Here is a 1,827-nt window from a genome sequence, read left to right as displayed (position 1 = left end):
CAGCGAGTCGAGGTAGTGATGTTGAATCCGGAGAAGCCAGAAACTGGGCTGAAAACGGCAGCATAAAAACGAATAAGGGTGTCAACTTCGTTGACAGCTACCGGGGTCTACCGACGGTTGCCTGCCGCAGGCTAACACCGTTTCCTTCGGAAACAAGGTCAACGTCAACACCAGAGTTTTTCTTGCGAAAAACTAAAACCAGCATAGTCGCATTGGAGATTTATATTTTGGTTTGATATTTAAATTTATATTGAGGTTCTTTTTATTGTATGGCTATTTTTCATCTTGATTTTAAAATTGTGAAACGAAGTGAGGGCAAATCTTCCGTTGCGAAAGCTGCCTATCATGCTCGTTGCAGAATCACAGATGAAAGAACAGGTGATACCTATGATTATAGTCGCCGTACTGATTTGTACGGGCATTTCATATTAGCACCTGTTAATGCTCCAGAACATATTGTTAAAGATTCTACAGCATTGTGGAATGAAGTTGAACGGGTCGAGCGTCAGCAAAATGGTCAAACAGCTCGTTATTTCGATGTTGCTATTCCTGCCGAGTTAAACAATGACGACAAGAAAAAACTTGTCCTTGAGTATTGCCAGAAAAATTTCGTTGATAAAGGCATGATTGCCGACATCGCTTTTCATGATCTTGATAGCGACAACCCACATGCTCACGTTATGTTGACATTAAAAACTATAGGACCAGAAGGTTTTGGTAAAAAGGAAAGGAGCTGGAACGACAGAAAAATGTCTGTTTTATGGCGTGAATCATGGTCAGCTATGGCGAACAGCTACCTTGCTGCTGCTGGTTCGTCAGAACGTATTGATCATCGTTCCCTTCAGGCCCAGCATGAAGAGGCATTAGAAAAAGCGGCGGTTGCTCTGGATAATGAAGAAAAAGCACTATGGCTTGCCAAAGCCGCTGAAACAAACCGTCCTCCAATGAAGCGTATCCACAGTGCCAAATGGCGTAGTAAAGCAGCTCAGGAGCAAAGAGCCGCAGAACAGGCTGTTCGTGACGCAGCTAAGCAGGAAGCGGTTGAAGTCTACAAAACATTCAGTGAACTTGATCTTGAAATCGTCGTTGATGTCAGAAGCTTCACCGTGGCTGCTCTTGCTGAACCAGAACAAATCGTATTACCTGAAACACACTCCGGCTCTTCTACTGATGAGAATCAAAGACCTGTATTGGTTGCACCAGCTCCTCATACTCGTATGCGTGGCGTTAAATCTTACCGTGATAAAACAAAAGTCAGTAAGGTCGTTGCAGGTAAGAAACCATCAGTCAGTATTTCTGATTCTGGAACAAATACTATCCTGAAAACATCCTCCTCTCAAAACCAAAACAGGGCATCCAGAAGCGCCCCTGAAGGTGTTAAGAGGAAACAGACTACTCCACGTCAGGATAATATTTTTAAACGCTTCACAACACTTGTCATAGATTTTTTCAAGCAGAAGTTTGTATGGACTAAAGCAAACAAATCCCAAATTGATCTTATCAGTGAAGAACATGATAAACGTATTGCTGAAAACTATGTCTTTGATGAGGTATTAGGCCGTTCTATTCCTCGCACTGAATATGAGAAAAAAGCCAAGTTTAACCAAGATAACTATAAACCAACACCGGATGAGATCAACCGTTTCCCAAGTCGTCAGAATAACGAGCACAATAATGCCAATAGGGACATGGGCCTCAATCCGTCGATACATGAAAACAAAAAAAATAATTCACCACAATTGAGACCATCCGAGACTGTAATTTAAATTGTGTAATTGTCTGTTTTTGATATGTTCACTCCAACAACGGAGACAGGCAAACGATGGA

The 1,827-nt window shown here is 42.1% G+C and carries 2 protein-coding genes; both read left to right on the top strand.

The features are described 5' to 3' along the window. On the top strand, positions 1–236 hold a 236-nt coding region (locus tag NC856_RS17580), incomplete at its 5' end, for a hypothetical protein (RefSeq protein WP_264091691.1). A 33-nt stretch (positions 237–269) separates the two neighbouring features. Then, complete coding sequence (mobQ, locus tag NC856_RS17575; RefSeq protein WP_264091690.1) at positions 270–1,766, top strand: MobQ family relaxase; 1,497 nt, start codon at positions 270–272, stop codon at positions 1,764–1,766. Positions 1,767–1,827: the final 61 nt, after the last annotated feature.

The organism is Brenneria izbisi, from assembly GCF_025840185.1.
Taxonomy (GTDB): Bacteria; Pseudomonadota; Gammaproteobacteria; order Enterobacterales; family Enterobacteriaceae; genus Brenneria; species Brenneria izbisi.
This window is presented reverse-complemented; position numbering and strand designations above follow the sequence as displayed.

What these genes read in the sequence shown, in the direction of transcription:
- mobQ (WP_264091690.1), top strand. Translation starts at nt 270, where the DNA reads ATGGCTATTTTTCATCTTGATTTTAAAATTGTGAAACGAAGTGAGGGC.